Annotated in this window: 16 protein-coding genes; 11 read left to right on the forward strand and 5 right to left on the reverse strand. The window is 62.0% G+C overall.

The features are described from left to right. Positions 1-87 precede the first annotated feature (87 nt). The 4 genes from AC1RNP_RS08335 to AC1RNP_RS08350 all read left to right on the forward strand — a co-directional run bounded on the left by AC1RNP_RS08335 (position 88) and on the right by AC1RNP_RS08350 (position 5,749). Positions 88-2,850, forward strand: a complete 2,763-nt coding sequence (locus tag AC1RNP_RS08335) for a TonB-dependent receptor (RefSeq protein ID WP_493050785.1) — start codon at positions 88-90, stop codon at positions 2,848-2,850. A 31-nt stretch (positions 2,851-2,881) separates the two neighbouring features. Then, entirely contained in the window at positions 2,882-3,622 is a 741-nt protein-coding gene (locus AC1RNP_RS08340) for an SDR family NAD(P)-dependent oxidoreductase (RefSeq protein WP_493050786.1), read from the forward strand. A gap of 9 nt (positions 3,623-3,631) precedes the next feature. Next, positions 3,632-4,549, forward strand: coding sequence for a 2-dehydro-3-deoxygalactonokinase (locus tag AC1RNP_RS08345; protein WP_493050787.1), 918 nt, complete (start codon positions 3,632-3,634; stop codon positions 4,547-4,549). 255 nt (positions 4,550-4,804) lie between these two features. Then, the gene (locus AC1RNP_RS08350; RefSeq protein WP_493050788.1) at positions 4,805-5,749 is read left to right on the forward strand and encodes an alpha/beta hydrolase; all 945 of its coding nucleotides are present in this window, start codon (positions 4,805-4,807) and stop codon (positions 5,747-5,749) included. A 107-nt stretch (positions 5,750-5,856) separates the two neighbouring features. On the opposite strand, the gene AC1RNP_RS08355 is transcribed toward AC1RNP_RS08350, so the two are convergent. Then, the gene (locus tag AC1RNP_RS08355) at positions 5,857-7,200 is read right to left on the reverse strand and encodes a lipase family protein (protein WP_493050789.1); all 1,344 of its coding nucleotides are present in this window, start codon (positions 7,198-7,200) and stop codon (positions 5,857-5,859) included. Between the two features lie 328 nt (positions 7,201-7,528). Between AC1RNP_RS08355 and AC1RNP_RS08360 the strand changes: the two genes are divergently transcribed. Next, positions 7,529-7,759, forward strand: a complete 231-nt coding sequence (locus AC1RNP_RS08360; RefSeq protein ID WP_493050790.1) for a hypothetical protein — start codon at positions 7,529-7,531, stop codon at positions 7,757-7,759. Positions 7,760-7,849: 90 nt separating this feature from the next. Here AC1RNP_RS08360 and AC1RNP_RS08365 read toward each other — a convergent pair whose 3' ends face one another. Then, the gene (locus AC1RNP_RS08365) at positions 7,850-10,336 is read right to left on the reverse strand and encodes a cytochrome P450 (RefSeq protein ID WP_493050791.1); all 2,487 of its coding nucleotides are present in this window, start codon (positions 10,334-10,336) and stop codon (positions 7,850-7,852) included. 470 nt (positions 10,337-10,806) lie between these two features. Between AC1RNP_RS08365 and AC1RNP_RS08370 the strand changes: the two genes are divergently transcribed. Together AC1RNP_RS08370 and AC1RNP_RS08375 are read left to right on the forward strand one after the other, a co-directional pair. Continuing rightward, complete coding sequence (locus AC1RNP_RS08370; protein ID WP_493050792.1) at positions 10,807-11,913, forward strand: alpha/beta fold hydrolase; 1,107 nt, start codon at positions 10,807-10,809, stop codon at positions 11,911-11,913. A gap of 412 nt (positions 11,914-12,325) precedes the next feature. Further along, positions 12,326-12,763: a hypothetical protein gene (locus AC1RNP_RS08375; RefSeq protein WP_493050995.1), complete on the forward strand. Its 438-nt coding sequence runs from the start codon at positions 12,326-12,328 to the stop codon at positions 12,761-12,763. Between the two features lie 31 nt (positions 12,764-12,794). Here the strand turns inward: AC1RNP_RS08375 and arr are convergent, their stop codons facing one another. Further along, positions 12,795-13,196, reverse strand: a complete 402-nt coding sequence (gene arr / locus AC1RNP_RS08380) for an NAD(+)--rifampin ADP-ribosyltransferase (RefSeq protein ID WP_493050793.1) — start codon at positions 13,194-13,196, stop codon at positions 12,795-12,797. A gap of 185 nt (positions 13,197-13,381) precedes the next feature. Further along, positions 13,382-13,720: a YciI family protein gene (locus AC1RNP_RS08385; RefSeq protein WP_493050794.1), complete on the reverse strand. Its 339-nt coding sequence runs from the start codon at positions 13,718-13,720 to the stop codon at positions 13,382-13,384. Positions 13,721-14,402: 682 nt separating this feature from the next. Here AC1RNP_RS08385 and AC1RNP_RS08390 point away from each other — a divergent pair. Then, positions 14,403-15,119 carry a response regulator transcription factor gene (locus tag AC1RNP_RS08390; protein WP_493050795.1) on the forward strand — a complete coding sequence of 239 codons (717 nt, stop codon included), beginning with the start codon at positions 14,403-14,405 and terminating at the stop codon, positions 15,117-15,119. Positions 15,120-15,161: 42 nt separating this feature from the next. Beyond that, positions 15,162-17,600: a ligand-binding sensor domain-containing protein gene (locus AC1RNP_RS08395; RefSeq protein ID WP_493050796.1), complete on the forward strand. Its 2,439-nt coding sequence runs from the start codon at positions 15,162-15,164 to the stop codon at positions 17,598-17,600. Here the strand turns inward: AC1RNP_RS08395 and AC1RNP_RS08400 are convergent. Continuing rightward, positions 17,544-19,010 (reverse strand): sensor histidine kinase, encoded by a 1,467-nt coding sequence (locus AC1RNP_RS08400; protein ID WP_493050797.1) that lies wholly within the window; start codon positions 19,008-19,010, stop codon positions 17,544-17,546. The genes AC1RNP_RS08395 and AC1RNP_RS08400 overlap by 57 nt on opposite strands. Before the next feature lie 947 nt (positions 19,011-19,957). On the opposite strand from AC1RNP_RS08400, the gene AC1RNP_RS08405 reads away from it, so the two are divergent. Both AC1RNP_RS08405 and AC1RNP_RS08410 read left to right on the forward strand, forming a co-directional pair. Continuing rightward, positions 19,958-25,105 (forward strand): YadA-like family protein, encoded by a 5,148-nt coding sequence (locus AC1RNP_RS08405; protein WP_493050798.1) that lies wholly within the window; start codon positions 19,958-19,960, stop codon positions 25,103-25,105. A 126-nt stretch (positions 25,106-25,231) separates the two neighbouring features. Next, positions 25,232-26,101: an OmpA family protein gene (locus AC1RNP_RS08410; RefSeq protein ID WP_493050799.1), complete on the forward strand. Its 870-nt coding sequence runs from the start codon at positions 25,232-25,234 to the stop codon at positions 26,099-26,101. Positions 26,102-26,112: the final 11 nt, after the last annotated feature.

Genomic DNA, 26,112 nt, shown 5'->3' on the forward strand with positions numbered 1-26,112 from the left:
AGCCAGCCGGATGCCCGCGGTACCGTGCGCGTGGCATGTCGGGTGGCGGACGCCCCGGTTCGCTCCCCATTGAGGGAGGACACCGTAATGCGCAATACCCGCCGTACGATCCTGTCATCGCTGCTCGCGCAGGTGCTGTTCGCCTCGCTGCCGGCAACCGCTCAATCCACTGCTCCGGACACAACGGGACAGGCGCCGACGCCGCAACCGCAAACCGACAGCACCCCGCAGGACCAGAACCAGGCCGGGCAACCGCAAGCCGCCGCGACACAACAAGGTTCGGACGGCGTCCAGACCCTGGACCGGATGACGGTGCGCGGCATCGCCGGCAGCCTGGAAGCCTCGCGTGACATCAAGCGCGATTCGCCGCAGATCGTCGACGCGATCGTCGCCAACGACATCGGCAAGCTCCCGGACACCAACGTCGCCGAATCGCTGGGACGCGTCGCCGGCGTGCAGCTCGAACGCGGCATGGGGCAGGGCAGCGACGTGCTGGTGCGCGGTTTGCGCGAGAACGTCTATCTCTACAACGGCCGTCCGATCTATGACGCCACCGGACGCGGCGGCAACGGCCTCGACCAGCTCAACACATCGACTTACGGCCTGCTGACCCTGGTGCCTTCCGAACTGATCTCGCGCCTGTCGGTCACCAAACTTGCCGGCGCCGACCAGATCGCGGGCGGACTGGGCGGCATCATCGACATCGAAACGCGCATGCCGCTGTACGGTGACGGCACGCAGAACGTCGCAAGCTTCTCCGGCAGCTACGACGAGCTGGCACGCAAGAGCGGCGGACAGGGCTTCGCGCTTCTGTCCCTGCGCTCCGAGGATCAGCGCTTCGGCGCCATGCTCGCCGCCACCTACAGCCAGCGCGAAGTAGTGCAGCAGGGGCTCGACACCTTCTCCGGCTACGCGGCCTTCAAGGACAACAACAACGATCCGACGCGCACGCGCTTCGGCAGCACCGACATGCGCGCGCAGGCCATCGACGATGATCGCAAGAAGGTCGGCGCCAGCATCATCCTGCAATGGCGTCCCGTCGACGGTGTCGAGATCACCGCCGATACCTTCTACTCGAAGCAGAACGCCAATCGCGACCGCTACTGGCTGGCGTTCAATCCCAGCGCCAACATCAGCAATGCGGTCTACTCGAGCAACGACATCCTGGTCGCCGGACGCTCCACCGGCCCGGTACAGGCCAATACCGAGATCGCCGACATCGACAGCGACATCTGGTCGACGGCGCTGAAGGCCACCTTCAACGCCGGGGATCATCTGGACGGCTCTGTCGAGGCGTCCTACGGCCGTTCCAGCGCCCGATACCACCAGCGCTACATGCGCCTGCAACCGATGGCCGGCATCACCTCGGTGGTCGATTTCGATCTGCGGGATGGCGACTTCGGCAGCTTCAACATCAGCGGCGTAGATTTGACCGATCCGTCGCAGATGCGCCTGTCGATCCTGTTCGACAACGACTACCGCTCACAGACCGACAACCGTGGATTGCGCACCGACTGGACCTGGAGCTTCGACTCGGGGACATTTCGCGCCCTGGATTTCGGCGTCCGCTACAACAAGCTGGAGAGCGAGCAGAATCCATCGCGTGCCGACATTCGTCCCGCCGGCGGCATTCCGGCCACCGCGCTCGGCGACTTCCTGCGCACGTACAGCAACAACAACTTCATGCGCGGCGAGTTCGACGGGCTGCCGCGCAGCTTCCTGGCCAGCTACCGCGAAGCGTTCAGCGGCTGCGCGGCGTTCGGCGCATTGCCTCAGATCAGTCGCGATCCGCAGTGCTTGGATGGCGTCAACAATCCGCAAGCCTATGCCAGCACCTTCGACATCAACGAGGATTTCTTCGAGGGCTACGCCAAGCTCGACTGGGATACCGAAGTCGGCGGCATGCCGCTGACGGGCAATGTCGGTGTGCGTTATGTGCAACGCGAATTGGATTCGCGCGGCTATCTGCTCGGCACCAATAACGTGCCGCAATCCATCGACTACACCCGCACCGACCGCGAGTGGTTGCCTTCGGCGACCGCCAAGCTCGACATCACGGACAAGCTGGTGCTGCGCGGCGGCGTGGCGCGCGTGGTGGCGTTCCCCAACACCGAGGATCTCAACAATGGCGTGATGCTGTACAACAACGCCGTGTTCGAGGGCGGCGTGCAGATCACGCCCGGCACCGGTGTCGGTGGCGCACCGGCGCTCGATCCGTTCAAGGCAGACCAGTTCGACTTGTCGCTGGAGTACTACTACGACGAGGGCGCGCTGCTCTCGGCCGGTCTGTTCTACAAGGACGTATCGACCTTCATCGTGCAGCGCCAGAACGCCGAGACATACGGTGGCGTCAACTATCTGATCAATCGCAAGGTCAACGGCGACCAGGCCAGCATCCAGGGCGCGGAATTGCTCGCGCAGGTGCCGTTCACTTTCCTGCCGGGCGCGCTGAGCAATTTCGGTGTCGTCGCCACGTACACCTATATCGACTCCAAGACGCCGATCAAGGATGTCACCGGGCGTTCGCTGACTTTCCCGGGCCTGTCGAAGAACAACGCCAACCTGATCCTGTACTACGAAACCGGCCCCTTCAACGCCCGCCTCGCGTACAACTGGCGCGACAAGTATCTGGTGGGCTTGTCGGCCGCAGCCACCGGCATCTACAACGATACCTATTCGGACCTGGCGGCCTCGATCGGCTACGATTTCAGCGACCGGCTGTCGCTGCAGGTGGAAGCGAGCAATCTGCTCGACAGCCAGCAGCGTACCTACGATGGCAGTGACGAAGGGCTGCGCACCAATGTCGTATATGGCCGGAACTACATGGCGACGATGACCTGGCGTTTCTGAGGACAGGTATGCAGAACTGGAAGGCGTGGAGGTGAGCGGCGCATCGTTGGCCGGTCGTGCGGCGATCGTCACCGGCGCGGCGAGCGGTATCGGCGCCGAGGTGACACGCCGGCTGCGCGAGCAGGGTGTGCGCGTGGGCGGCATCGACCTGCGGCCGGCGCCGGAAGCCACATTGCCGTTGCAGGCCGACTTGCGCGATAACGCAGCCCTGGCGGCAGCGGTGCAGGCCGCTACGGCGGCGCACGGAGCGGCGACGATCCTGGTGCACTGCGCCGGAGTCTGTCCGCCGGGATCGGTGCTCGATTCGGAGGATGCGCTGTATCTGGACACCTATGACAGCAATGTCGTGTCCGCGGTACGTCTGCTGCGTCATTGCGTCCCCGGCATGCGTGATCTCGGCGGCGGTTCGGTGGTGGTGGTGTCTTCGATCAACGCACGCTTCGCGACGCCGAACCTGGCCGCCTATGCGGCCAGCAAGGCGGCACTGGAATCGCTGGTGCGCACCGCGGCGCTCGAATTCGCGCCGTGGCAGGTGCGCATCAACGCCGTGGCACCGGCGTCGATCGATACGCCGATGCTGCAAGCCTCGTTCCAGCGTGCCGATGATCCTCAGGCCGCGCGTGCGCGCAATGTCGGCCGGCATCCGCTTGGGCGCCTTGGTACCGCTGAGGATGTGGCGGAACTGGCGCTGTTCCTGGCGGGCGAGGGAAGCCGCTGGATCACGGGCGGCGTTTTCCCCATTGACGGCGGCGCGAGTGTGACGCGGAGCTGAGGACGGCGAATGGGGCAGGATTTCATCGCGATCAACTGGGGAAGCTCCAATTTCCGCGCGTATTTGTTGAACGAAACCGGTGTCGTGCAAGACGCCTGGATCGAAGCGTCCGCCATCGCCGCGCTCGATCGGCAAGGCATGGAAGCAAGAATCGAGCAGCTTGGTCAGCGCTGGCCCAACGTGGGAAGTCTGTATGCCTGCGGCATGATCGGTTCGAATATCGGCTGGGAGGAAGTCGCCTACGCCGACTGTCCGATCGGCCTCGATGGACTCGCGTCACGGCTGCATTCCACGCGCATCGCCGGGCGCATCATGCGCATCGTGCCGGGATTGGCTTGCCGCCGCGCCGTCGACGGTGCGCCGGACATCATGCGTGGCGAGGAAACCGAACTGTTCGGCTTGCTGTGCGCGGGCCGTCTGCCGCGTGACGGGATGGTCGCCTTGCCGGGGACGCACAGCAAATGGGTGCAGATCGTGGACGGCCGTGTCGAGGAATTCATGACGGCGATGTCCGGCGAGATCTTCGATCGGCTCACCGCCGCGGGTTTGCTCGCATCCATCGTCGGCGCGCCGGCGACACCCGGCCCTGCGTTTCATGCGGGCGTGGATGCGGGCGCGCGCGGTGCGCTCGGGCTGGGCACCTTGCTGTTTGGTGCACGCGCGCGTGTGATTCGCAAGGAACTCGCCCGTGACGATGCGGCCTCGTACCTGCGCGGTTTGCTCATCGGCGCGGAAATCGCCGATGTCCAGGCCACGTACCCGTTCACGGCCGATCAAACGGTCACGCTGATTGGCGCGGGTCCGGTCTGCGTGATGTATGCGGAAGCGTTGGCGCGCCTGAATCTGAATTCGACAACTGTCGACGCCGCTGACGCCACGGCGAGGGGATTTTCCGCACTGCATACGGCTGCGATTTCGGCGGCTTGATCTGCAGCTGCTGCGAGAGAACTCCTTGCAAATCGCGGGATTTCCAAAAACATCCTGATCGCGCTTCATCCTCGTTCCCGACAGTATTCCGCCGATAATGAAATGCGGCTGAATATGCCCTAATTAAGCCTATTTGAATCGAAAAGTATCCATTCGTATGCTGATGATGCGGGGCGTGCGGCGGGCTTTTTTTGATTGCATCAGATGCTGTCGCTTGCCCATCGATAAATATCATTTCAATCATGAGGGATTGCCATGGGTTTGCGATTTGGTCCGGATTTTCCTAAAGAAACTTACATTCCACATGCCTTCGAGGAGAAAACGATCGATCTCGGCGAGGTCGTGATGAACTACGTCGTGGCTGGCGAAGAATCGGCCCCGGCACTTCTCTTGGTCCCCGCACAGGCTGAATCCTGGTGGGCCTACGAGGCTGCGATGCAGCAACTGTCAGCCGATTACCGCGTTTATGTGGTCGACTTGCGCGGCCAGGGGCGAACGACACGGACGCCGGGCCGCTATACCGTCGATAACATCGCCAATGATGTGGTTCGCTTTATGCAGATGGTCATCGGGCGTCCGGCCATCGTTGCTGGCAATTCGTCTGGTGGCGTTGTGGCCGCATGGCTCGCCGCTTACGCACCGCCAGGTTTGGTGCGTGCGGTGTATCTGGAGGATGCGCCGATCTTCAGTTCCGAGCTCACTCCCGCTTGCGGCAATGGCTTGCATCAATCGGCGGTCAGTAATCTGTTCTGGCTTTTCAGTACCTATTTGGGCGATCAATGGTCCATTGGCGACTGGGACGGCATGATCGCCGCGGCACCCTCGAGAATTCCACCGTGGGTGCTGGCATGGATTGCAAAATCGGAAGGCCCGCCGCAAAACCTCAAGGAATATGATCCGGAATGGGGGCGGGCGTTTCTTTCCGGAACCGCGACGGCCGGCTGCAGTCACAAGGAGATACTGCAATCGACCAAGGTCCCTATGCTTTTCACTCATCATCAGCGTGGGACCGACCCCGTGACGGGCGGGCTACACGGGGCGGCATCGGATCTTCAAGTCAACTACGCACGTACTTTGGTTGAAAAGGCGGGACAGCGCTTCGACTACCAATCTCTGCCGGACAAGGCACATAACATGCATGAGGCAGAACCGGAGTTGTACGTTTCCATTCTCAAAGAATGGGCGAATGGTTTGACCTAGACAGTTGTTTTGATGCCGTCTGCATTCCGGCACGATGCCCAGATGGGCAAGCGCTGCGTTGAGCACGCAGCGCTTGCGAGTCACATCAGTTTCAATGCACTGGGTGCTTAAGGGAGAGGCGTCGGCTCCACCGGATTCCCGACCGGAATCTGCGAGCAATTCTGCGGCGCCGAGAAACCCGCGAACCGGCCGTTGACCCAGAGCAGCATCTCCGAAATCCATTGCAAGGTGGTCGGAGTATGGCTCAGCAGCGGGTTCTCGTTGTATTGGACCTTGACTCCGCGCGAACAATAGTCGCGCGCCAGCGTCCGCACGTCACCGGCGATCATGACGCCGTCGCCGCGGCCGATGCCCGGCTTGTTGCCCAGCGATCCTTCGAGTTCTCCCGCGGCACCCTGCAGGATATGCAGGGGCATTGACGGCGTGCCGCCCGTGCCCATGATCAGGTCGTTCGCGGCTTCCACGAGCACCGGGACCTTCTCCGGGACTTGATATTCCGGCTTGGCGATCGCGCTCCACGTCAGTCCGGGATACTGATACAGGACGTTGATGATCGAGGCCTTCTGCAGCCGGTCGTTGAGCGTCAGACCGTAATCGTTGAGATAGGGCTTCAGGTCGATATCGAACGAACGCGCGATACCGATGAGCGCCGCGGGCATGATCCCGGCCCATCCCAGGCTGCCTTCGACGTAGTGCAGGTTGTGCATCGGCTGCACCAGCACGCCGCCCATCGACGCTCCGATGATGCGCTTGTTCATATCGGGCGCGTAACCGGGCGCGAGCTCGGCAGCCCATTCGGTCGCGATCGCGCCGCCGGAGTAGCCGACCAGCGCCACCTTGGTATAGCTAGGCAGGCCGACTTCCCGCGAGTTGAACGTTGCCCGCAGGGAATCCAGGGTGTTCATGCCGTACTCCGGCCCAGCCGCGAAGTTCGCCTGCTGGCCCTGGGTGTCGGGGATGGTGATGCTGTAGCCCTGGGTCAGAAGGGGCGCGAGCAGGATCGATTCGACATTCGGGATCAACCCGCCGAGCGTCACCCCGCCCGAGATCGCATACGAGGGCTCATCGTCGGGATTGAGCGAGTCGTAGAAGGACTGGTAGGAGACCAGCTTCTTCGGACCGAAGTACAAGACCGGCTGGACCACGGAGGTGACATTTACCGTTGCCTGCCCGAGCTGTCCCGTCGAGCGATACAGCAGCTGCGTGGTCTTGATCGGCAGTGGGAACCCGATGACGTGATAGGGGAGGGTGCGGGTCTTCAGCACCGTGCCGGGCGCGATGTCTTCCAGTGGCGTGCTGCCGTCGTACTTGTAGAACGGATCCTCGCCGGGAGGAAGCCGCGCCTCGGCCGAAGTGGTTGCCCCTGCGATCGCCAGCGTCGCGGCAATCAGGGCCGCGCGTTTACGCGCGACGGCACGCCAACGATTCTTCGCATGCTTCTTCTCGGTCATTTTTTCTGCTCCCCGTGGGTTGGACAGGTGGTGAATCCGGCACCACAGGCGATGCCGGTCGAGGGGAACGGTCATCGGGGACATTGCCGGGCTCACGCCGCAATGCAGCACAGCCAATAAAAATGTGACGTAACGCACATTTTAATCGAGCGTTTGATGTGGCCTTCACGGGGTGCTGGTGCGTTGCACAAAGCTTTCGCGCAAAACCATCGCTTCGATCGTCGCGCGACAGGGGAGGCGCCGACAGCCGGCACGAGGCTGTGGGCTGGAAATGTAATCGTTTCCATGCTGCCCTCGTGAGCACGATACATGGATACAAGGAGCCACGATGGCCGAAGAAAAATCTGTCATGGAGGACGTCGCAAGGGCGGCGGACCGGCTTTGCAGCCCCTCCGCCGATGAAACCTCCCGCGGGCTGGTCGAATATGCCAAGAGCGTCGAGGCGAATGGCCGCCTCAATATCGACACCCTGACCATGGCATATCGAAGGAAGTTATCCGGGCAGCCGCGCGTCCATCGGCCTGGCGGCGCCTGCGCAGGACGTTTCGGACACGGTTGAGAAATTGCAGGCGAAGTCCCGGGAGCCGGCGCCGTCGCACGCGGCGCCCGTGTATGGCCGGTAGGCCTGATCGATCGGTGATCGGTCAGGCTACAGCTGCCATGCGATCTTGAACTGATCGAGCCCGCGAAAACTGAAAGTCTTTCGCCATGCCAGGCTACCGGGGACGAGGCGGAAGCGTTGTTTGGTGAGCGCAAGAAAGACGCGCTGCAATTCCAGCCGCGCCAGCGATGCGCCCAGGCAGTAATGAGCTCCGTGCGAGAACGCGACGTGGTGCTTGGCGGATCGCCCGATGTCGAGACGGTCAGGATTCGGGAAGATCGCGGGATCGCGATTGGCCGCGCCCAGCATGAAGATGACCGAGCTTCCGCGCGGGATGGCCTGTCCGGCGACTTCGGTGTCCTGCATCGCGAAACGCGCGGTGAAGAGCACCGGGCAGTCGTAGCGGAGCAGCTCTTCCGCGGCGGATTCGGCGAGCGATGGATCGTCCCGCAGCCTGGCGAACTGATCCGGGTGACGCAGCAACGCGAGTGCCCCGTTGCCGATGACATTCGTCGTGGTTTCGAAGCCGGCGAAATAAGACATGGCGATGTGCGCGACCAGTTCATCGGCGTTGATGCCTTGCCTGATCACCTCGTCTACGTTCAATTGCGTAGCGTTCGATAGGGACGAAGTCTCCCTGCGCAGACGCTCGACATGATCATGCAGGTAGCGCGTGAAATCTTCGGCGCTTCGTTCGGCCTTCTGCATGGTCTGCAGGGACATCCCGGTATCCAGCCCCATGGCGAGATCGCGCGCCCATTGCGCGACGAATGTCGCGTCCGCTTCGGGGACGCCATAGATCATGGAGATCACGCCGACGGGCATCGGTAGCGCCAAGTCGCGGATGAGATCAGGTTGAGGATGCTCCCGCATCCCGGCGATGAGCGTCTCGACACGCTCGTCGATGTATTCCGTCAGATTCCGCACGTGTTCCTGCGAGAACAGGGGCGAGAATGCCTTCCGGAGCAAGGTGTGCCTTGGCGCATCGAGGAACAGCAGGAAATCATTGTAGAGACGCGCCAGAGGAGAATCCTTCTGGTTGCGGAACCAACTGCTCAGCGCGGATGGCTTGGCGCTGCTGCCTCCTATGTCGCGGGTGTGGTCCAGCGGGCGAGGGTCGACCGAGAGCAGCTTGTTGCGAAGTCCGGTAGAAACATCCGCGTGCCGCGATACCCACCACTGCGACAAGGCATCTTGAAAAATCGGCGTGTGATCGCGCATCTGATTCAAGAACGGGTAGGGGTCTTCACGGAAATCAGGATGATGCGGGTCGAAGTGGACGTGCGCGCTGTCGATCAGCAATGCGCGCCTGTCCGTATAGGCTGTGTTGGCGGGCTGCAGGCGATCGAATCCGATCACCATGTTGACGCGAGGCTCGAGTGCTTCCTGCAAGCTCGTTACGAGCGTCTCGGCTTGAGGGGGCATCACCATGGTGAAATGATCGCCAGGTGTCTCGATGATGCGCAGGTCGGAACAAAACTTGTCCCAGCCAAGCGCGGGTGTTCCGAACTCATGGCGCACTCGGCGGCCCGGGTGCACGGCTTCGGCCGGGAACCCTTCGACGGAGCGATACAGGATCACCGGCCCGGCATAGGGGCGTGGCCGATACCGCAGCATCGCGATCATGTTCCTGCGATAGACCTCGATGACGTTGGCTGCCGCGGGATTCGATCCCAGCATCGACCAGAGCGTCTGACGCTGCTGGTCAACAGGAAGCCCCAGCAAGACCTCCGCGGATATCGGAGGTTGCCCGGAGAAGCGGCAAAACACGCCGATGAACTCGAACAGGGCCATGACTTCATCACCCTGATCCGCGCCGTCCACGGATTCGCTGACGGTGGTATCCAGCAGCACGAGCGGTTCGACAATCTGCGCCTGCTCAGTCAATCGCTGCGCCATTTCGTAAGCGATCAGACCGCCAAAGGAATGACCGGCGATGGCATAGGGGCCTTGTGGCTGGATGGAGCGCATCTCTTCGATGTAGCGGTGCGCCATTTCCTCGATCGAACCCAGCGGGGCTTCGAGACCATCGACCCCCGGCGCTTGAAAGGCGATGCAGGCACGATCCATGTCGAAAGCCTTGCAAAGCGGTGACAGATAGTAGGCCGTGCCATTGAGGCCGGGAATCAGGAACAACGGGGCAGGGACGCGCCAATCACGCAGCAAGGACGTATGTGTTTTTTGCGCTTGAGATCTTGCGTGGAGCGATGCCGTGGGAGATGGGGCGCCGTCGTGGCTGCCCAGCGCTATCTGTGCCACCAGGTCATCGAGAGTCGCCGAGCCCAGCAGGGTGCTGATGGGGATCACGACATCGAATTGCCGTTCGATGGCGCCGATCAACTCCATGCCGCCAAGCGAATCGATTCCCGTATCGGCCAATCGGGTCTCGGGCGATAGCGCGATCTCTTCCGTCTGAGTCAGCCGCCTGACTTCGAGCGCGATGTACTCGGCGAGCATCCGCCGGCGCTCGATGGCGTTCAATTGACGCCAGTGATTCGCGGTCGTGGTGCCAGGTTCGCTCGCGAGACTTTCCATATCCACACAAATGCCCCCGCAGGCGATTCACTTCCCGGCATCCGCCGCTATCGACGCCGCATGTCGATGGATGAGGGAAAAGTAGGTTGAGGGCGGAGGGCAAACCGTGCGGGGGAGCACGGGCCGTGAAAATTCAAAGAGCGGCGGGTTGCGGATATGCGATCTTGTTCTCAGCCCTAATGCCAAAACGGTCTTGGGCGGTGACATGAGCCGGATGTGGCGGATGGCTGTCATTCAAGAGTCGCGCTTGCATCCCGGCAAGGATTCGCCTGTCGTTTTCGTTGGCGTGCGAGGGTCGGCAGGCCGTATCTGCAGTCATAGAGCCCGAGGCGCGCCTGGCCGGTTGGCGGAATCCAGGCGCATGATCGGTGGAACCCTGCTGAACCGTCATCAACTTGTCATCTGGACGAGGTAGAGCGCCGCGGCCGCCTGCGTTACGGTGCGCGGCCGTTTTTTGTTCCTCTCCCTCCATGATCCGCCTGCTTCTGCTGGCGCTGGTCGGCCTGTGCTTGGCCGGTCACGCCTGGTCCAATGCCTCCACGTCCCTGAGCGAGCGCCTGGTTGCGCCCGGTGGTGTGTCGCCACTGATTCCGCAAGAGCGTCTGGAGGCGATGATCGCCACCCTGCATAGTCGCAGCGGTCATGTGGTGACCACGCAGGGTATTCCGTTGTTCTGGCGCGCGATCGATCCGGGTGATTACCACCTGCGCTTCGACTACCGAGCCCCTTCGAACGATCACAACGCCGATTTCTCGCTGGATTTCGTCACGCCACAGGGGCCCGCGTCGGCACCGCGCGGCACCGTGATTTTGTTGCACGGTTGGATGATGGATGGCGATTCGCTGCTGCCCTGGTCGCTGCAACTGGCCCAGGACGGTTATCGCGCCATCAGTATCGACCTGCGCAATCATGGACGCTCAGGCGGCGGCCCCGCCGGTTACGGAACGCGTGAAGCGGACGATGTCGCGACAGTGATCGCGTCGCTGCGCGCGCGTGGTGAAGTGCAAGGTCCGCTGTACCTGTTCGGCGTGTCTTACGGCGCGGCCACCGCCTTGTTCACCGCGCAGAAACTGGGGGATGCGGTGACGGGCGTGGTGGCGATGGAGTCGTTCGCCAACGCCGGACGCGGCATTCGCGACATGGTGCCGCACATGCTCCATGGCCGGCCGCAGGGGTGGAGCGCGCAGATGAAGACGCAGCTGGCGCGCTTGCGCTACGGCGGTCAGGATCTGGATGCGGTGATCGCGGCGGCCGACAAGCAGTTGGGTCTGGATCTGGATGCAGTGGACGTGGCTGGTGCCGCCCGCGAAGCCAAAGCCTGCTTATTGCTGATGCACGGTGCCGATGACCAGCATATCCCCGTAACCCACGGCCGTGCGCTGGCCGCCGCCGTGCCACGCGCGCGTTATCTGGAAATCGCGGGCGAGAATCACATCAGTCTACCGATGCGATTGGATCGTTTGGCGCCGACAGTGGAAGGCTGGCTGGATGCACTGCAATCATCGCGTCACATGGGGTGTCCCGGGCAAGTGACTTGGGCAGTCGAGAGCGCGTCGAATCATCGCGCTGCCGGATAACGTGTTGCTGATGATTGGTGATGGCCCCGCTTCGCGGGGTGTCATGCCCGGCCAGGCCAGAGCAGATCATTAGCTTCCTAAAGGGAACTCCTGGCCTCGGCGGAATCTTCCTTAGGGATTCGGCCCGCCTGACTTGAACGCATCTGTGATTCCGGAAAAAAGCACAGCGTTTCATCGAACTTCTGCGGAAGTTCTGTCAGCCTCCAGTACGCATCCCGAGCTTGAATTTGCGTTCATTCTTCATATCTACAAGCGCTGCCGCGCCAGTCTGGCGTGCGGTTATCGTAACGTCATGATACCGAGCGTGCGCTAGCGCGAGTACACGACTGTCTTGCTCACACTGCTGTCACTGATGCTTATCAAGTGCTTCGAGAAAATGGCCGCATTCAGCAGGAGGTGAGCAATGAAAATCATGATTCGGCATTCCGCGATCACCCTTCTTGTGGCAACGCTGATGTACTCGTCTTTTGCAGGTGCCGCAGGCAGGGACATCGATTGCAAACTCGATTACACATTGGATGGATGGTCGGCTGTCTATGGGCAGGCGACCGGTAGCGGCACGGTGAGTTGCTCCAACGGGAAATCCATGCCGATCAAGATTTCCGCGAAAGCCTTGGGTCTAAGCATCGGCAAATGGCAGATCGACAAAGGCAAGGGCCGCTTTACGGACGTGCGCAAGATTGACGATGTGCTGGGCACGTATGCGAAGGCGGAAGCCAACGCCGGCCTCGTGAAATCAGGATCGGCGCAGGTATTGACCAAGGGCAATGTCTCGCTGGCGCTTGCCGGCAAGGGCGAAGGCATCAATCTTGGCGTCGATGTGGGTGGTTTTGAGATCAAGAGGCCGTAAGTAGCCAGTACAGGTGGATGGCACAGTCGCTTCATTCCTCGATTGCCTCCACGCCGCGTCGTTTGAGGTCTTCGAGGTGATCAAGCATGCCCTGGATCTGATCCAGGGAGTGGCCCTTCCAATCCGTAACCTCATCGGCGATGCGAAGTGGATTGCGAGAACGGTATGACTTTGTAGGATTGCCCGGGAATCTTTTATTCGTCAGGTTTGGGTCATCTTCGATGGGGCCTGTCGGCTCCACGATGTAGATCCTGCCGCGCCCTGCACCAACGGCCAGTTCGGCTCCCCAGATGGCTGCATCCAGTGTGGCAGTCAGGTAGACGAAAGCCGCCCGTTTCCGTTTGCCGTAGTTGGAGGGACAGCCTGGCTCTATGAGATCACCTATCCTCAGGTCGGCCTTTGTGCCGTGGTAGTACGTTTGCGAATCTGCCATTTCGCCACTCCGGTTGCCTGCCAATTCGACAGGTGGGCGATGCTGCATTACGCACACGGCCTTGCCGCAAGTCCCCCTGTCCTGTATAAATTCATTGTGGGGAGGCGCAGGCGCCTCCCTTTTTGTTTTCAGCGCTCCTGGCATGGAAGCTGACCCGATCGCCGCCTGGCTCGGCGAGATCGCGATCAGGACTCGGGGTCGTACATGATCTCGCGCACTTCCTGGGCACAACGACAGGACGAGGCGATCTTCGCCGCCCACATCAGTGCTTCGTCTCGGGTTGGCACCTCAATGATCGAAAAGCCGCCGATCACCGCCTTGGTCTCCGGGTATGGTCCATCGGAGACCGAGCCATCAGTAGCGACGATGCGTGCCTGCTGGCTCAGGATGCCACCACCGAAGATCCAGACTCCGGCCGCCTTGGCCTCACGCACAACTGCATGCGACGCCTCGGCCACGGCGGGGAAATCCTCTTCGGGGAATGTCATCGATCCATCATCGAACGAGATCAGGTATCTCGGCATCTCTGCTCTCCTCTGATCAATGGTCAGCTACCAACAAACCGGATGCTTCTGTGGCCATTCCTGGCCCGCCTGAAGCAGGCCATAAGCACACCCGGCCCATTCTCAGAATAGTATCGTGAACTCTGGTCTTTGAAGCCCGATGAGTGTCGTTTGGTCGTCGAGTGCCCGCTCAGGATCGAAAGCTGCCGCTAAAGTCAGTGTCTAGCTTCAGAACGCATTGCACACCAACTCCCTCTATTAAGAGTGCGCAACGCATCGGGAATTTCTACAGGTCGATGCGTTTGTGCTGACTCGCAGACTTGTGTGAGCGATTTTTCTCCGCACATAGCCGATGACAGAGTATTTGATGGCATGCGTGAGAAGCTCCAAAGCCTGATGCATGCCTTTCAATTTCGTCGTCCCGCGAGGGCGGTTTCATGGGCTCTATGAGTGATGCTCGGGCGGGAGGCAGATGCCAATTGCCAAAGTGGATCTCCGGCGGGCCGCCTTGCGTTGGATGATCTGCTTGGCACCGCCAGCGCGTCATGCTTCCGCCGTCGACTAAGTGATGTGATATTTATCACGAAAGCAGGCGCGTCATGGATCTATCGAAGGAGGCGATGCTACTTTGATCTGAGCGGAGTGCGGAAGAAGTGTTTGCCTGTTTTTTGGGGAGCCGACTCAGGTTTCCTTGGAGGAAATAATGTTGGACGCTCGCTTGATGGAGGCCGCACGTCGGCTGCCCACGCTTGCGGTAGTGGAAGATGATCAGACATTCAGAGAAGAAGTTCTTTTGCCGGTGCTGGCGCATTCCGGGTTCTCCGTCGTCGGGATGTCTGGAGCGCTCGATCTGTACAGATCGATGACCCTTCGCTCCTACGATCTGGTCCTGCTGGATATCGGCCTGCCCGACGAAGATGGTTTCAGCATCGCCGCGCATCTGCGCAGGCTGTCTCCCCGCGTCGGGATCGTCATGCTGACTGGATACGATTCCGGCCAGGATCGGATGCGTGGGTTGCGTGCGGGTGCGGACGCCTATCTGTCCAAGCCGGTCGATATGGAAGAGGTTGTAACGACGTTGCACAACCTGGCCCGATGGGTCGTTCCGGATTCGAACGGGACGCATGCGCGAACGAAGTGGCGTTTGGACGAGCGGGGCTGGTGCATCCTGACTCCCGGCGGCGTCGAAATCGAGATGAATCTGGCTGAGAGGCAGGTCATGGCGATGATGGCCGCGTCAGCCGGAATTCCGGTGCAGCGCGAGACGTTGATCGCGAGCCTGGTCAAAAATGCCTACGACTTCGATCCGCATCGGCTGGAGGTGCTGATTCACCGCTTGCGCAAGAAATGCCAGAGGATGGCGGAAGAAGAACTTCCTCTGCGCGCTGTGCGTGGCATTGGTTATGTGCTCAATTGGTAGTCGATTGCGTCGGTGCCATGCTGACGGTGGGGAAAAAGCAGTGTGAGAGCCATCGAAGTCTGGTTGCGGTTGATGCTGTCGATCGTTGGCCTGTTTGTCATGTGCGGTCCCGCTTCGGCGTTGCCCAAGGTGCAACCCGACTATCGGGTGGGCGTGCACGTTTTCACCGGCGACGACGGGCTCCCGCAGTCAGGCGTGAATGCTGTGGTCCAGGCCAGCGATGGTTACCTCTGGATCGGCACGTTTGGCGGGCTTGCGCGTTTCGACGGCCTGACGTTCACGGTATTCCGGGGAAAGACTTCACTCGATACGCCTGATTCTGAAAGCGAACCGCAAGCGGGGCCCGCCAGCGATCGCATTCTGGCGATATACGAGGACGACAGGAAGCAGCTCTGGATCGGGACGCAAGATGCCGGGTTGAGCGTGTATCGGCAAGGGATGTTCCGTCACTTGTCGATCTGCGGCGGTACGTGCCAGGTCAACGACATTCTGCAAACGTCAGACCGGACCTTGTGGATTGCAAGTACCGCGGGATTACTCACGCTGGATGCCGAGCATCAGCGCGAGACCTGGATCGATTCCGAAAGAGGCGGCCATATGCACCTGGCTCGTGATGGGCAGGGACGCATCTATGCAGGAGGATCTGACGGTTTCTTTGTCGTATCCGATCGGCGGCTTCGCCGCATTCCGCTGCCCGCTGGCGACGGTTGGGTGCGAGTGTTGAAAAACAGCGGGAGCGACTTGCTTGTCGGTACCGATCATGCTCTTTATCGCTACAACCCCGACAATGGGCAATGGTCGCCCCTGGATGTAGTGAGTCCCACGGCGGCGGTGAAGGATGCGGATGGCCTATGGTGGGTGGCGACGGCATCAGGACATCTGGTTCAGGAGAGCGGCTCCGGAAAATGGCGGGACATTCCCGAACTGTTTGGCATCGGCGTCACCAGCCTGGCGAGGGACGATGCGGGCAATCTATGGATAGGCAGCGGCAGCAAGGGATTGTCGCGTGTGCGCAAGTCTTTATTTGGACTGGTGCCTGTTCCCAGGAAGGGAATGAACATGGCCGGCCGCGCCGTCATCGCGGATGGACGTGGCGGTCTATGGCTCGGATCGGCGTGTGGAGGACTGCGTCATTGGCAGCGTGACGGCACGATGCTGCAGCAGCCGGTCCAGGAAGAAGCGGGGAGTGAATGTGTTAGCAGCCTGTCGTTGGGCCACGAAGATACGCTTTGGTTGGGAACCACAGAAGGACGCCTGATACGGATTGTGGAAGGCAGGCCGAAGCCTGTTGGCGCCAGGTTGACGGAAGGATCCATCAATGTCTGGCAGCGGGGCGATGGCCGTCTTCTTGTCAGCTCAGGGCATTCCATGTTCGAGATCAGGGTCGATGGGGAAGGGCGCATCACGGAGAAACGCCGCATCGGCATCCTGCAGGGCATGAGCGTCAACAACATCGTTCCAGCTGCGGGTGCGGGCGACTGGTTTGTCGGCGATCGTGGCGTATGGCGGGTGGTCGACAACCAGATCGTCGAGCGATGGACGCCTCGGGAAGGATTGTCCTCCCGTTTTGCACGAGCGCTGTACGAAGACAAAAAAAGCGGAACGCTTTGGGTGGGCACCTATGGCGGTGGCCTCAATCGAATCCGTAACGGCCAGGTGCATCATTACGACAGCCGCAACGGTCTGTTCGACGATACGGTGTCATGCATCCTGCCGGATGACCAGGGGCGCTTGTGGCTGGGAGGAAATCGCGGCGTCACCTTGTTGCCGGCACCACAAGAAGCCGCAGCCATGATCGAATCCATCGGCTACGCGGCAGGTGACGGGCTGATCCCAGCCGAAATCAATGGAGGTCATTCGACCTCGTGTCATCGAGATACGCAAGGCCGGCTTTGGTTTTCACTGGTAGAAGGGTTTGCCGTTGTCGATCCGAAGGATTTTCCCGATGTCCAGCCGGCCCCGCTCAGGACACGCATCGAGGAGGTGGCGGTCGCCGGACGCACGCAGAAGATCGCAGGATCGCAATTGACGCTAGAGCCTTTCGCGCGAAATCTGGAAATTCACTATACCGCCATCAATCTGAGTCGACCTCGGGAAACCTATTTCCGCTTCCGTCTTCTTGGGTTCGATCATGATTGGGTGGATGCGGGGCAGAACCGGAGCATTCTCTACGCTTCGGTTCCCTGGGGAGAGCACGTGTTCGAAGTTCAGGCGCGTACCCTGGGCGGCCGATGGCCGCCGGTTTCGGCAAGCCTGAGGATTCTCAATCTGCAGCCGTGGTATCTGCGGCCATGGATCCTGATTCTGGCGACATCGCTGGGTCTGCTGCTCCTGATCGGCGGCACCCAAATCGGTACGAGCCAAGAGAGGGTTTGGGGACGCAAAAATCTGCGGGCAAGCGAAGCGTCCGCTTTGTCATCGCGATCAAGAACCGGCGAGACGACAACCGATGACGGTCGGTTCCGCGATGACGGAAGGTGAAGGCGCGTGGTCGCTCGTAATCAAAGGCGCCCGCGGAATTTCCGGGCTGGCGTCAGTCCGGATCGCAGCTTCGGATTCAGCCAGCGGCAATCGGATGCGAATACGCGTGCCTTCACCGGGCGTGCTTTCGGCATCGATGTCGCCTCCATGTTCGGTGACGAAGCGGTGCACGGTCGCCATGCCGATGCCAGTTCCCTTGTCCTTGGGTTTGGTCGTGAAGAACGGCTCGTACAGGCGTGCGAGTACTTCCGGCCTCATCCCGATCCCGGTGTCCTCCAGCCTGAGGGACGCATAGGCGCCATCCGCTTCGATCGACAAGAAAAACCGGCCGCCCTGCGGCATGGCATCGCAGGCGTTGCTGGCGATGTTCAGCAGCGCCAGCACCAATTCGTCCCGATCCGCATTGACCAGCAGTCCGGAAGCGGATGTATCCAGTGAGACTTGGATCCCGCGAGGGAACATCGGCAGAATCAATGGCCGCACTTCGTCGATGGCCTCGGCGAGATCGAATGTGGATACCTGTCTGATATGCGTTCGGCTGAGGCTGAGCAGGCGCCGGGTGAGCGTGGCCCCGCGCCGCGCCGCCTGACGGATCCCAGGCAGGACCGCATCGATGGAGCCACCTCGCATGTCCACGGATGTCGCGTGGCCCAGGATCACGCTGAGGATGGAGTTGAAGTCGTGTGCGATGCCGGTCGAAAGCCGGCCTATGGTTTCCATCTTCTGCGTTTGCAAAAGATGCTCGTATGCGCGTTCCTTTTCTTCCACCTGGCATTTGAGCTCCAGGCAGAGTGCATTCAGTTCTTCGCTGCGATGAATCGCCCGTTGCGACGAGAGGATCAGGCGATCCAGGATCGTCACCAGGACAAGAAAATTCATGCCGGACAGAAGCAGGTTGGAGAGCGCTTCCGAGGCCTGCACGGAATCGATCGCGAGACGCAGGTCGGTATGCGCGCCAATTGCCAGCACGGCCGCATTGGCCAGGGCCGTCCACCAGATTGCGGCCCTTCCCAGGAACAATCCCGAGAACAGAAGGGGGAGCAGAAGGGTGATCTGCAGCCCGGACTGCGCCTGCAATCCATAGGCTTGATAGCTCATGCCGATCAGGATCAGGCCACCGATGACGGTGAGGCTGGTCGACAGTCGAAAAAATCCGCTGCGCAACAGATAGAAGCATGACCATGCATAGGCACTGACGGCCAGCGTCATCTCGTTTTCGGCGATTCCCGCCATGTCCGCCGTGGCCATGCAGGAAGCGATCGTCATGCACAGGGTTGTTGTGCCGGTGACGACAAGTATCGCTTGCAGAGTCAATGCGTTGCGTCTGTCGCGCTTCGCGTGAGTGGGCACGCGGTTCATCCAGCTGATGAAGCTTTGCCAGAGGGACAAGGGTGATTCGCGGGCGGTCATCGTGATCGACAGGGACAGTGCTGATGGCTAAGGAACTGGCCTGCATCGCGACGGCGGGCTGCCGAGGAGTCTGTGGACCCATTCCCCCTCTAGCGCTCGTGCGGTCGATGAACTGCGCGGTGTGACGTGGTCCCTGCCTTGAATGACCACCGGTGGTCAGCGTAGCACCGCGATTCGGGACGGTAAGGGCAGATTTCGTGCATCGGCAGGGAGTCGTGATGGCCATCACTTTTGTGTGGTTCACCTGGTCAAACAAGCTCTGCGAGCTCTTCGATTTCTCACTTCCGGTGAGCATGGGGAAACTTTGCGCGCGGGTACATGCCGAGGCGCGGCGCATGACGCTACGCATGCATGCGTGCTCTGCAGGAGCTGGCGATGGAAGCTTGGAGGCGTGGCGTGTTGTCGACGCAATGCGTCTGCCAGGCCGTGAGCGATCTCCACACGACGACTAGTCGCCGTGATCATCATGCGCATTCTCGACAAGCATGCCGTCGGCACGATCGGATGACGGAGATTCAAGCCTGCAGTTGCCGGGTCGACGATTCGGCATGCACCTGTGCTTCGCGATGCAAGCGATGGAGCATGAATTTGATCTAGTCAGGTCGAAGCCGACGTTATCTTCTCCATCATCCGGCTACGCAGCGAATTGCGACTTGGTTTTCATGGCGGGCAGAAGACCTATCAGTCGCTGCCAGGAGCGAGCCGGGAAAATGCCCCGGATACATGATGAATGCGACGCCAGTCGCCAGAAATTATTCGTGAGCGTCCGTGCGTGTAATCGCAGATTCCAGTCACTAGTGTTCGTCGCGAATGACCAGTGCGCGACTCCGTACAACAGAGCATTGGTCGCACGGTCGGCGCGATTTCTATCGAAAGGTTGATCAGCAACGCTAGACCACCCTCATCCCAAAACCCGTTGGGTTGGCTAATCACTGGGGAGCCATGTCATGAATAAAATTTACAGCGTTGTCTGGAGTCGGTCACTCAATCGGCTGGTGGTCGCTTCGGAGCTGGCCACGACGCGTGGCAAGGCATCCGGGGGCGGGAGACGGGCTTCACGTTCGGCGGGAGCATCGTGCGTGGGGCTGGCCGCGCTGCTGGCCCTGGGCTGGGTCGGATGGGCTCCGTCGGCGCAGGCGCAATCGGTGGACTGCACTGCAGCGCCGTACAACTACTACAGCGGCAGCGCGATGTGCGCGGGTTTTCAGTCCCAAGCGACTGCAGGCGGAGCCACTGCTGTAGGTTATAACGCCATCAGTTCGGGGCTGAATGCGACGGCTGTCGGCTACCAAGCCATTGCTTCTGCGGTTAATTCCATTTACCTGGGTGCGCGCAGCGCTGGAGGAACCGGTGCACTCGGGGAGTCATCGATTGCCATCGGTACGGATGTCACCTCCAGTGGCTCAGGGGCCATCGGTATCGGCGTGCAGTCGAAAGCGACTGGACTTAGCAGCGTTGCCATGGGGGTGCGAGCCAATGCCGCAGCGGAAGGCGCGGTCGCAGTGGGCAGTGGTGCCACGAGTTCTGGGTTCAATGGTGTATCTGTTGGTGCCGGAGCCAGTGCAGCCGGAGTCAACTCGATATATCTAGGCGCTCGCACCGCTGCTGGGACCGGCGCGCTGGCCGACAGCGCCATCGCCATCGGCACGGATGTGGTGGCCAGCTCTACCAGAACCGTTGCCATCGGCTTTCAAACCAGGGCAGTGGGCAACCAATCCATCGCACTCGGCCAGGGCGCACTCGCAGGCGTTGTCGGCACTCCGGCCGTCCCCAACGCCATCGCCATCGGCGTTAACTCGCGTTCTCTCGCCAACTCCAGCGTCGCGGTCGGCACTGCCGCCAATGCGAGCGCCGATGGTGGTGCAGCCATCGGCAACACCGCTGCAGCCAGCGGGATCAACTCCAGCGCATTCGGAAGTGGCTCGGTCGCGAGCGGCACCAATGCGACCGCAGTTGGCGCATCCGCCAATGTCACCGGGGTCGGCGCCAGCGCACTGGGGTCTTTCGCCAATGCCAGTGGCGGGAATTCCGCTGCGATAGGTTCTGGCTCCAATGCCAGCGGCGTCAATACGTTTGCCGGCGGCCGTTTGGCAGCGGCAACCAATGACGCAGCCACCGCTCTCGGGAACGCGGCTCGGGCGGAAGGGAATAGTTCACTTGCGCTCGGAGCGGAAGCGGTTGCTTTCGGGACCAGCACAGTCGCTGTCGGCCAGGGCGCCGGTGCGGGTTCGACCACCGGCAATACGGGCTCGATCGCAATGGGTGTTGCCGCCGGCACGCTGGTCAGTGGTGCGCAGAACACCGCCGTGGGCGGAGGCATTGCGAGCCAGATGCGGGGCGCGGGTTCTGGCGTCACGGGAACGCGCAATGTCGCCTTCGGCACCGGCGATGGCACGGTCGCCTACGATGGGACCTTGGATGCTGCGGCAGGCAGCCTGGTCAGCGGCAACGACAATATCGCCATCGGCACCAACGCAGGCATCGGCGTCGCGAGCAATGCAACGACGTCGATCGGCCTGAACGCGATTGCGAGTATGGGCAACGCGATCGCCATCGGTTCCCAGGCAAACGCTTCCGCGTTGGATGCCGTCGCGCAAGGCACCAGCGCCAGCGCAGGTGGCCGCAACGCGATCGCCATCGGCTTCCAGTCGATCGCGTCCGAAATCAACTCCATCAATCTTGGCGCGCGCACGCTTGCGGGATCGGGCGCCACTGCGGCGGGTGCTATCGCCATTGGTACCGATGTGACGGCGTCGCAGGATCGCGCTGTCGCAATGGGGATCGCGAGCCGGGCAACCGGCGAGGACGCGGTGGCGGTCGGAACCCGGGCTGCCGCGGAGGCCAACTACGCGACAGCGCTCGGCTCAGGCGGTAACAGCGCAGCAACAGCGGTGCGCGCCACCGGCATCGGTTCGATCGCCATTGGCGGCAATGCCACCCTGGGCGCCCTCGCATCGGGCGCCAATGCGATCGCCATTGGCGGTGAATCCGTCGCCGATGCCGATGACGCAGTCGCCATCGGCCGAGGCTCCACCGCCACCGGTGGTCGGGCAGTCGCCATCGGCTCGGGCAACTTCGCCAGTGGCGATGGCGCCGTGGCGATCGGCGATCCCAATACCGCCACCGGCAATGGCGCGATCGCGAGCGGCCTGGACAACACCGCCACTGGCAACGGTTCGGTGGCGATGGGCAACACGAACATGGTCGGCGGCGGCGGCCAGGCAGTCAGCACGCCAGGCACGCCGGCGCAGGGTGCGGTCGGCATCGGTTACCAGAACACCGTGATCGGGCAGGGCAGCGTCGCCATCGGCAGCACCAGCCGCGCGCTGGCGGCGGGCGCGGTCGCCTTCGGCGATACCGCGGTGGCCAACAATGCGGGCGACGTGGCGCTGGGTTCGGGTTCGGTGACCGATATTGTGGTGGCGACTCCCGGCACCACGATCGATGGCGTGACCTACAACTTCGCCGGCATCGCACCGACCAGCACGGTCAGCGTGGGCACGGTCGGTAACGAGCGGACGATCACCAATGTGGCGGCGGGCCGAATTTCCGACGCGTCGACCGATGCCATCAATGGTTCGCAGCTATTCGCGACCAATCAAGCGGTCGAGCAGGTGGCCGCAACCGCCAATGCGGGTTGGAACGTCACCGACGGCACCAACAGCGGCAACATCGCACCGGACGAGACGTTGACGGTGGCGGCCGGCAGCAATGCCACCGTCAACTATGACGACGCCACCGGCACGCTGACGGTGGGCGTGGTGGCCGACCCGAGCTTCAACAGCATTACGGTGGGCGATACCGTCATCAACGATGGCAGCATTAGCTTCACCAGCGGCGGTCCCAGCATCACCAACATCGGCATCGATGCCGGCGGTACGACCATCACCAACGTGGGCGCCGCGGTCGATGGTGACGACGCGGTCAATCTGGAGCAGGTGACCAATCTGGTGGACGGTGCGAAGACGCGCTATTACAGCGTCAACGACAACGGCGTTCAGGGCGGCAACTACAACAACGATGGCGCCACCGGATTGAATGCGCTCGCAGCGGGCGTGAATGCCAGTGCCACGGTGGCCAGCGGTACGGCTCTGGGCGACGGCGCGGTTGCGGGTACCCAGGCCGGTGACGTGGCGCTTGGTTCGGGATCCGTCACGGGAACAGTGGTCGTCACGACCGGCGATACGATCGACGGCGTGGCCTACAACTATGCGGGCACCGCACCGACCAGTACGGTCAGTGTCGGTGCGGTGGGCGCTGAACGCACCATCACCAACGTCGCGGCGGGGCGGGTGTCGGATTCTTCGACCGATGCGATCAACGGTTCGCAGCTGTTTGCGACCAACCAGGCCGTGGGCGCGCTGGGCGTCAATCTGGATCAGTTGGGCAACAGCACCGCGACCTCGTTGGGAGGCACTTCGGTCTACGATCCGACCACGCATACCGTGACGGCCGGCCTGGCGGTGGGTGGCAACACCTATACCAACGTGCAGGACGCATTGAATCAGGTCAACAGCAGCGCCACCGCCGGCTGGAACATCACTGACGGCGCCAACAACGGCAACATCGCTCCCGGCGAAACCCTGACCGTGGCCGCCGGCAGCAACGCGACGGTCGCGTATGACGACACCACCGGTACATTGACGGTGGGCGTGGTGGCGGATCCGAGCTTCAACAGCGTAGTGGTGGGCAATACCACGATCACGACCAATGGCCTGACCATCGCCGGCGGACCCAGCATCACCAATGTGGGCATCAACGCCGGCGGTACGACGATCACCAACGTGGCCGCCGGCGTCAATGGTACCGACGCGGTGAACGTGGACCAGTTGAATCTGGCGGTCTCGTCCGGCACGGCGCATTACTACAGTGTCAATGACGGCGGCACCCAAGGCGGCAACTACGCCAACAACGGCGCCACCGCGACCGGCGCGATCGCTTCGGGTGTCAACGCCAGCGCCACCGCCGCCGATTCGGTGGCGATCGGTACCGGCGCCGCTGCGGGCGACGCCAACAGCGTGGCACTGGGCGCGGGTTCCACCACCGCACCGGCGGTGGGCACCGCCAGCGCCACGATCGCGGGCACGACCTACGACTTCGCCGGCGCCACACCGGTCGGAACGGTGAGTGTGGGCAGCGTTGGCGCTGAACGCACCATCACCAACGTCGCGGCAGGACGGCTGTCGGAAACCTCGACGGACGCGGTGAACGGCTCGCAGCTGCACGCCACCAACCAGGCGGTGAATGCACTGGATGGACGTGTGACCAATATCGAGAACGACATCGCTGACCTGAGCGACACCGTCGGTAATTTCGACGGCCGCATCACCGAGGTGGAAGGCGACGTCGCCAACCTGACGAACACCGTCAACACCTTCGACGATCGCATCACCAATGTGCAGAACGGTGGCGACGGCATGTTCCAGGTCAGCCAGGAGGGCAACATCGTCAAACCGAAGCCGACCGGCACCAACTCGTCGGCGGGCGGCAACGGTGCGGTGGCCAGCGGCGACAATGCGCTGGCGGTGGGCAATCAGAGCACGGCCAGCGGCGACAACAGCACTGCGGTGGGCACCGGCGCGACGGCCAGTCACGACAACAGTGTGGCGCTGGGCGCCGGATCGACCACCACGGTGGGCGCGCAGACCGACTACAACGCCGCCTACGTCGGCAGCAGCACATCGACCGGCGAAGTGAATGTTGGTGGGCGCACCATCACCGGCGTGGCGCCTGGTGTCGCCGGTACCGATGCGGTCAACGTGAACCAGCTCAACGCCGGCGTGAATTACGCCATCGATCAGTCGAAGGCCTACACCGACGCCCGCTTCCAGCAGTTCGACGAGGACATGGGGAACTTGCGCAAGGATTTCCGCGCCGGTACTTCTTCGGCGATGGCGATGGCGGGCCTGCCGCAGGCCTATCTGCCCGGAAAGAGCATGCTCGCGGTCGCGGCGGGTGGCTATCAGGGCGAATACGGCATGGCCGTAGGACTGTCGGGCATCACCGAGAACGGCCGCTGGGTCTACAAAACGCAGGCCAGCGGAAACAGTGCGCGCGACTGGGGCTTCTCGATCGGTGCCGGTATCCAGTGGTGATGCAATGCATGTTCCGCCTTCGGGCGGAACGCGACATTCGGTGGTGAACGGCATGTCCAATGCCGTCTTCATCGCAGAAACGAATCAGAACTCTGTCCGGCGGCGCGGGTTCACGCGTGCCGACCGGTGGTCATCAGTCAAAGCGAGGAGTCTCCAATGGAAGCCAAACGGTTCGCTGGCGTAGCGATCGCATGCAGTATCGCGATGGGGCTATTGTCCGCTTGCGGTACACGGCACGTCAGCCGCGATATTTCCGCCGACGGGGTGCCGGGCGAGGTGGTGTTTCCAGCGATGGAGCGCGCGGTCCTGAAAGAAGGGACGTTTCCCAACGTGGACAACCTGCGCCAAGTCGCGCCCGGCGTTACCAAGGAACAGCTCTATCACCTGCTGGGACGCCCACACTTCCGCGAAGGCTATGCCGGCGTGCGGGAATGGGACTACATCTTTCATTTCCGTCGCGATGGTGGTGTGACCACTTGCCAATACAAGGTGATCTTCGACCAGAGCTATCTGGCACGGAGCTTCTACTGGCAGCCGCAGGATTGTGGCGACGTGCTGCGCGAGCCCGTCGCTGTGGCGCCGTCGCCGGCAGCGCCCACGGCGGCGGCTCCCCGCAATTTCTCGGTGTCCGCGGATGCGCTGTTCGCGTTCGGTCGGGCTGGTTCCAGCGATCTTCAGGCGGGCGGCCAGGCCGAGATCGCGCGCATCGCGGGGGAACTGCGTGATTCCAAGGGACTGCAGAGGGTACGGGTCATCGGGCATACCGACATCATCGGCGGTGACCAGGCCAATCAGGCTCTGTCGCAAAGACGCGCCGAAACGGTGCGTCAACTGCTGATCGTCGAAGGTGTGCCGGCGCGGCTGGTTTCAGCGGAGGGCCGGGGCGAATCAGAGCCGGTCGTCAGCAATTGCGACGCTTCGACGGAGCGGAGCGCATTGATCGCATGTCTGCAGCCGAATCGTCGCGTCGAGATCAAGGCCGACGTGGAGCAGTGAATCGCCACGGA

It is taken from the genome of Luteimonas sp. GW821-FHT14E02 (assembly GCF_058803905.1).

Bases quoted from the DNA above. Each gene is read 5' to 3' on its own strand.
- AC1RNP_RS08335 (WP_493050785.1), top strand. From the start codon at position 88: ATGCGCAATACCCGCCGTACGATCCTGTCATCGCTGCTCGCGCAGGTG.
- AC1RNP_RS08345 (WP_493050787.1), top strand. From the start codon at position 3,632: ATGGGGCAGGATTTCATCGCGATCAACTGGGGAAGCTCCAATTTCCGC.
- AC1RNP_RS08350 (WP_493050788.1), top strand. From the start codon at position 4,805: ATGGGTTTGCGATTTGGTCCGGATTTTCCTAAAGAAACTTACATTCCA.
- AC1RNP_RS08355 (WP_493050789.1), bottom strand. From the start codon at position 7,200: ATGACCGAGAAGAAGCATGCGAAGAATCGTTGGCGTGCCGTCGCGCGT.
- AC1RNP_RS08360 (WP_493050790.1), top strand. From the start codon at position 7,529: ATGGCCGAAGAAAAATCTGTCATGGAGGACGTCGCAAGGGCGGCGGAC.
- AC1RNP_RS08365 (WP_493050791.1), bottom strand. From the start codon at position 10,336: ATGGAAAGTCTCGCGAGCGAACCTGGCACCACGACCGCGAATCACTGG.
- AC1RNP_RS08370 (WP_493050792.1), top strand. From the start codon at position 10,807: ATGATCCGCCTGCTTCTGCTGGCGCTGGTCGGCCTGTGCTTGGCCGGT.
- AC1RNP_RS08375 (WP_493050995.1), top strand. From the start codon at position 12,326: ATGATTCGGCATTCCGCGATCACCCTTCTTGTGGCAACGCTGATGTAC.
- arr (WP_493050793.1), bottom strand. From the start codon at position 13,196: ATGGCAGATTCGCAAACGTACTACCACGGCACAAAGGCCGACCTGAGG.
- AC1RNP_RS08385 (WP_493050794.1), bottom strand. From the start codon at position 13,720: ATGCCGAGATACCTGATCTCGTTCGATGATGGATCGATGACATTCCCC.
- AC1RNP_RS08390 (WP_493050795.1), top strand. From the start codon at position 14,403: ATGTTGGACGCTCGCTTGATGGAGGCCGCACGTCGGCTGCCCACGCTT.
- AC1RNP_RS08400 (WP_493050797.1), bottom strand. From the start codon at position 19,010: ATGACCGCCCGCGAATCACCCTTGTCCCTCTGGCAAAGCTTCATCAGC.
- AC1RNP_RS08405 (WP_493050798.1), top strand. From the start codon at position 19,958: ATGAATAAAATTTACAGCGTTGTCTGGAGTCGGTCACTCAATCGGCTG.